The sequence below is a fragment of the Binatus sp. (SeqCode) genome (assembly GCF_036522015.1).
GTDB lineage: Bacteria > Desulfobacterota > Binatia > Binatales > Binataceae > Binatus.
Window position 1 is genome coordinate 1 of record NZ_DATDGQ010000089.1, and the last position, 5661, is coordinate 5661.

Here is a 5661-nt window from a genome sequence, read left to right on the forward strand (position 1 = left end):
AGGCAAAGTTCCCCTCCCAGTTGAGCGGCGGGATGCAAAAGCGCGCAGCCCTCGCGCGCGCCTTGGTGCGGCGTCCGAAGATCCTCATGCTCGACGAGCCGACTACCGGCCTCGATCCGTCGCGCACCGGCGCGATTCACGAGCTTATCCGGCACACCCAGGAAAATTTTCACCTCACCGTCGTGATGGTCAGTCATGACGTGCCCGCGGTCTTCCAGGTTTCCGATCGCGTCGCGTTCCTCCACAATGGCCGCACTCGGCTCAACGGCTCGGTGGCCGAGGTGATGGCGGCCGACGACGACGTCTTCAAGCGCTTTCTGGCTGGCAAAGCATCCGGCGAGGAGAATGAAACGGCCCTCGCGGGCTGAGACGAAACTTTATGTACGCAAGTCGAACTACGCAGTTTATCGTCGGGATTTTTGCGATTCTCGGAATTGTCGCGCTGGTGATTCTGTCGGTCTCGCTGGGTAAAATTTCTGTCCTACCAACGCCGGGATACACACTTTATGCAAAATTCAATGATATTTCAGGATTGAAGACCGGCGATCAGGTTCAGATGGCCGGCGTGCAGGTAGGTAAAGTTGTGCAGATCGGCCTCAATGACAATCGCGCGCGGGTCGCATTGCGTGTTGACGACGGCGTGCCAATCGATGCGGAAGCGATTGCGTCGGTCATGACCAGCGGAATAATTGGCGACAAGTACGTATCGATTCAACTGGGTCCGAGCGACAAAATACTCAAGGACGGTGATACGATCATGCATACTCAGGACGCGTTTAACCTCGAGACCGCCATCGGCGCCCTGATCAACAACGCCGGCAGCGGCAGCTCCGACAAGGATAAATCCCCAGGCCCAGATAAGGATCAGAAACCCGGAAAACCGGAGAAGTAACATCGAGTGAAATATATGATGACGCCAACTTCAATCCAGCGATTACTGCAGCGCCGCGCGATCCTGATGCTCTCGTTGACCGCCGCGCTCGTCCTCAGCCTTGCGCCGTCGCGCTTTCTCGCCCCGGCCTGCGCGGACGATCCGATGTCCGTCGTCAAGACCACCGTCAACCAGGCCCTTGAAGTGCTGGGCGACAAAAGTACTCCGCTGGCCCAGCGCCAGGACAAGCTTCGCCAGATCGTCGCCGCGACCTTCGACTTCACCGAGATGGCCAAGTCGGCGCTCGGCTACCATTGGAAGGAGATCACCCCCGCGCAGCAGCAGGAGTTCACCAACGCCTTCATCGCCTTCATCGAAGATTCCTACCTGAGCAAGATTAACGACTACACCGGCCAGCGGGTGAACTTCCTGCGCGCCGCCAACGAGGGCGCGCAATATGCCCAGGTCAACACCGACATCGTGCAACCCAAGGGCGAGGCTATCCATGTGAACTACCGCTTGCTGCAGGAAAACAGCACCTGGAAGATTTACGACGTGACCGTTGACGCGATCAGCATCATCGCCAACTACCGCAACCAGTTTAATCGCGTGATGAATAACAAGGGCTACGACACCCTGATTAGCGATCTGAAGAGCAAACAGGCCGCGCTGGCGGCAAGTCTCGCCAACCATTAGCAGGTATGGATCCGGCGAGCGTGGAAAGGTAGCCTTTATACAAGAAGACCAGGACGATTCCGCCATGGAGAGGCAGCAAATGACATCTGGTTCGAAAAAAATCGAAAAGACAGGCGTGCTTTGGACGATGCTCGCGTCGTCCCTGCTTGCGGTCGTTTCGTTTGCGACCCCTGCCTTGAGCCAGGACGCCGCTCCGCTCTCGGCCAACCCCGCCGCCCGATCGGCCGCAGAAACACAGGCCCCGCCGGGCGAAAATCAGGGAGTCACTCCCGATCCTTTTTCGGGGTTCAACGAGCCGATGTTCACCTTCAACCTCAAGCTTGACGATTGGGTGCTGCGACCCGTCGCCAGCGGATACTCGTTCATCGCGCCGCAGCCCGTGCGCGAGGGCGTAGGCCGATTCTTTGACAACGTCCGCGTCATTCCGCGGTTTGCGAACAACCTCTTCCAGCTCAAGCTGGCCGAGGCCGGCACTGAAGTCGCTCGCTTTGGAATCAATACGACGATCGGATTGGCCGGCTTCTTCGATCCCGCCGACGAATGGTTCGGCCTCGAAGAGCATCCCAACGATTTCGGCCTCACCATTCGTTACTACAACATCCCCACCGGCCCATACATAATGCTGCCGTTCTTTGGACCTTCGACAGTCGGCGACACCGTCGGCCTGGTCGCGGACGGCGCGATGAATCCGATGAGCTACCTGCTGCCGTGGTATGTAACGCTCTCTGCTGGTGCCGGTCAGCGCGTGGTTGAAGCGGTGAACTACCGCTCGCTCCACATGAACCAGTTCGAGGAGGCCGATCGCTATGCGATCGATCTCTACGGCGCCGTTCAGGACGCGTACCTGCAGACGCGCAACCACGAGGTAAAGAAGCTCCACGAAGAACAGTGGTAAGCCGAACGTAGTTAGATCCTAGTTGCCGATAAGCGCGCCGCGCGACAATGTCCCGCGGCGCGTTTTTTGTGGAAGGGCGCACAGCGCACAACAGGTAGGCTCGATCCAAACCTCTTCTTCTTATCTTTGTGTCATTCTAGAGCGAAGCGAAGAATCCCGGTCTTTTTTCTACGGCTCAGCACTCAAATCGCGCCACGTTGGGTTTTTTCTTATCATCGGGTGCAGGGGTCACCCCTGCCCAGGGAAGTGTGAAACCCAAGGATGGGTTTCACATTAAATCACGTGATCTTATTGAACATGCTCCCAGGCATGATACGAGCTCCGCACCAGCGGTCCCGATTCTACATGATGGAACCTCATCGCGAGCGCCGCCGTCTTGATCTCCGCAAACTCCGCCGGCGGGACATATCTCGCGACCGGGATATGCTCCGGCGACGGCCGCAGATACTGCCCGAGCGTCAGGATGTCGCACTCGACCGTGCGCAAATCCCGAATCACATCGAGCAGTTCGGCATTCGTCTCGCCCAGACCGAGCATCACGCCCGCCTTGGTGAACATCGGCTTGCCGAGCCCGCGCGCTACGTCTTTCGCATGACGGATCACGTCGAGCGAGCGCGCGTAATTCCCGCCCGGCCGGACTGAACGGTAAAGGCGGGGCACCGTTTCGATATTGTGGTTGTAAATGTCAATTGGCGAGTGAACCACGGTCTCGACGCTCGCGAACGTTCCCTGGAAATCCGGCACCAGCACCTCGACGCGCGCCGGCTCGGGATTCGATTTGATCGCGCGAGCTGTGGCCGCGAAATGCGCCGCGCCGCCGTCGGGCAAGTCGTCGCGATCGACCGAGGTGACGACGACATGCTGCAAGCCGAGCCGCGCCACCGCCTCGGCGATTCGGCGCGGCTCGTCGGCGTCCAGCGGACGCACCTTGCCGTGCGCGACTGCGCAGTACGGGCAATTGCGCGTGCACACGTCGCCCATCAGCATGAAGGTCGCAGTGCGATGCGAAAAGCATTCGCCGATATTCGGGCAGCACGCCTCCTGGCAAACCGAATGCAACTTGAGCTCGCCGAGAATTGCCTTCGTCCGAAAATACTCGGGCGACCCCGGCGCGCGAACCTTAATCCAGTCAGGATGCTTCCGTTCAGCCATCGCCAGCCATTAGTTGAGACGCCGGCATAATCTGCGCCGGGCCCACTGAAAAAATTTCGTCGTATTTGAACACGCGCGCGAAACTCTCGCGCATCACTTCGGCGAACTCGCGCATCGACACCGCGCGATTCGTGATTTCGCAAACCGACGTCATGCGGCAGCCCTCGATCCCACACGGCACGATCGAATCGAAGTAGCTGAGATCGGTGGATACGTTCAGCGCGAAGCCATGCCACGTCGTCCAGCGCCGGATACCGACGCCGATCGACGCAATCTTCCGCGCTCCGACCCACACTCCGGTCATCGCGTCGCGCCGCCCAGCCTCGATTTCAAATTTCGCCAGCGCGTCGATCATCGCCGCCTCGAGACCGCGCAAATACCGGGTAACGTCGCGGTCGCGCCCCTCGAGCTTGAGAATCGGGTAACCGATCAATTGCCCCGGCCCGTGATACGTCACCTGCCCGCCGCGCGACACCCGGCGAATCGGCACGTCCCCTGTATTACTTACGATGAACCCCTCATCCGCCCCGCGCCCAAGCGTAAAAACATGCGGATGCTCCATCATCAGCAGCGTATCGCCGACCCTGCCCTCGATTCGCGCCGCAAGCGTCGCGGTCTGCATCGCGAGCGCGTGGTCATAATCAACGACCCCCAACTCCGCAACGCTGAGCTTTCCCCGCTCCCCACTCCGGTTCCCCTTCCCGCTCGGGAAGGGGTTAGGGGTTAGGTTCCTCGCATCAAGCGACACGTCCATCCTCAAAAGTCTATCGCTTCCCCATCAGCCGCCAAAGCCGCCTGCATGATCGCTTCCGACATCGTCGGATGCGGATGCGCCGTTTTCCCGATTTCCGTGACTGTCGTCTCCAGCGCCTTGCCGAGCACAACTTCCGAAATTATATCGGTCGCGGCGTGTCCGATAATCTGGCACCCGATCACTTCGCCGTATTGTTTGGTCGCGACGATTTTCACAAAGCCCGCCGTCTCGCCAATCGCCACCGCCTTGCCCATCGCGCGAAACGGAATCTTGCCGACTTTCACCTCGATACCGCGCGCCTTCGCCTCCGCCTCGCTGAGCCCCACCGTCGCAACTTCCGGCTCGCAGTAGATACATCCCGGAATCGCGAGCAGGTCGAAGCCCGGCTCGCGCACGCCCGCCATGATTTCCACCGCCGCGATTCCCTCGGAACTCGCCTTATGCGCCAGCAGCGGCGGCCGAATCACGTCGCCAATCGAGTAGATACTCGGCACGTTGGTCTGGAACGAATCGTTCACCTTGATAAACCCGCCGCGCTCGAGCTCAATTCCAAGTTTCTCCAGCCCGACGTTCATGCTGAGCGGCGTGCGCCCGACTGCGACCAGCACCACTTCCGCCTCGACCGATTTCTCCGCTCCATCTGCGTTCACCGTGACCGACCACAGCTCGCCTTTGCGCGCCATCGATTTGTATCCATGCCCCAGCATCACCGTGATTCCGCGCTTGATAAACGCCCGCCGCAACTCCTCGGCGACTTCCGCGTCGAAGCCGGGCAGCATCTGCTTTTCCAGCTCGACGATCGTAACCTTGGCCCCAAACGCGCTGTAAAAATATCCAAACTCGAGCCCAATCGCTCCAGCTCCGATCACGACGACGCTCGCCGGCATCGTATCGAGCACCAGCGCTTCTTTGCTGGTGACAACCCCGTTGCCAACTTGCATTCCTGAAAAAAGTTTCTCGCCGGACCCGGCCGCAATCAGAATCCTCTCCCCCTCGAGCGACGCGACCGATGGCGCCGCCTTCCCCTCGACTTGGCGCAGCGAAACGGTGTGAGGCCCGGTGACGAGCGCATCAGCCTCGAAGTAATCAATCTTGTTTTTCCGAAATAGATAAAGCACGCCCTTCGACAGCTTCTCCGCCGCCGCCCGCGACCGCGCAATCACTTTGGAGAAATCAAATCGAATCTCGCCAACCTCAATCCCATGCTCTTTCGAAGCCCCGCGAATGGTATCCATCGCAGTCGCCGAACTCAGCAGCGCCTTGGAAGGAATACACCCCCAATTCAAACACACC

General features: G+C 59.6%; 7 protein-coding genes. 4 read left to right on the forward strand and 3 right to left on the reverse strand.

Translation table 11 applies throughout. The features are described 5' to 3' along the window. The 4 genes from VIW95_RS03675 to VIW95_RS03690 form a co-directional block, all read left to right on the forward strand. Nucleotides 1–368: ATP-binding cassette domain-containing protein (locus tag VIW95_RS03675; RefSeq protein WP_331584061.1), on the forward strand; the 368-nt coding region annotated here is incomplete at its 5' end. An 11-nt stretch (nt 369–379) separates the two neighbouring features. Further along, entirely contained in the window at nt 380–892 is a 513-nt protein-coding gene (locus VIW95_RS03680; RefSeq protein ID WP_331584062.1) for an outer membrane lipid asymmetry maintenance protein MlaD, read from the forward strand. 66 nt (nt 893–958) lie between these two features. Continuing rightward, nucleotides 959–1567, forward strand: a complete 609-nt coding sequence (locus VIW95_RS03685; protein ID WP_331584063.1) for an ABC transporter substrate-binding protein — start codon at nt 959–961, stop codon at nt 1565–1567. Nucleotides 1568–1646: 79 nt separating this feature from the next. Further along, nucleotides 1647–2462, forward strand: a complete 816-nt coding sequence (locus tag VIW95_RS03690; protein WP_331584064.1) for a VacJ family lipoprotein — start codon at nt 1647–1649, stop codon at nt 2460–2462. Between the two features lie 288 nt (nt 2463–2750). Here VIW95_RS03690 and lipA read toward each other — a convergent pair whose 3' ends face one another. The 3 genes from lipA to lpdA form a co-directional block, all read right to left on the reverse strand. Then, nucleotides 2751–3614, reverse strand: a complete 864-nt coding sequence (gene lipA, locus VIW95_RS03695; protein ID WP_331584065.1) for a lipoyl synthase — start codon at nt 3612–3614, stop codon at nt 2751–2753. Further along, nucleotides 3607–4368 (reverse strand): lipoyl(octanoyl) transferase LipB, encoded by a 762-nt coding sequence (gene lipB / locus VIW95_RS03700; protein ID WP_331584066.1) that lies wholly within the window; start codon nt 4366–4368, stop codon nt 3607–3609. The genes lipA and lipB overlap by 8 nt, the downstream gene beginning before the upstream one ends. A gap of 2 nt (nt 4369–4370) precedes the next feature. Further along, nucleotides 4371–5661 (reverse strand): dihydrolipoyl dehydrogenase (lpdA, locus tag VIW95_RS03705; protein WP_331584067.1); only part of this gene is annotated, 1291 nt, incomplete at its 5' end.

Bases quoted from the DNA above. Each gene is read 5' to 3' on its own strand.
- lipA (WP_331584065.1), bottom strand. From the start codon at position 3,614: ATGGCTGAACGGAAGCATCCTGACTGGATTAAGGTTCGCGCGCCGGGG.
- lipB (WP_331584066.1), bottom strand. From the start codon at position 4,368: ATGGACGTGTCGCTTGATGCGAGGAACCTAACCCCTAACCCCTTCCCG.
- VIW95_RS03690 (WP_331584064.1), top strand. From the start codon at position 1,647: ATGACATCTGGTTCGAAAAAAATCGAAAAGACAGGCGTGCTTTGGACG.
- VIW95_RS03685 (WP_331584063.1), top strand. From the start codon at position 959: ATGCTCTCGTTGACCGCCGCGCTCGTCCTCAGCCTTGCGCCGTCGCGC.
- VIW95_RS03680 (WP_331584062.1), top strand. From the start codon at position 380: ATGTACGCAAGTCGAACTACGCAGTTTATCGTCGGGATTTTTGCGATT.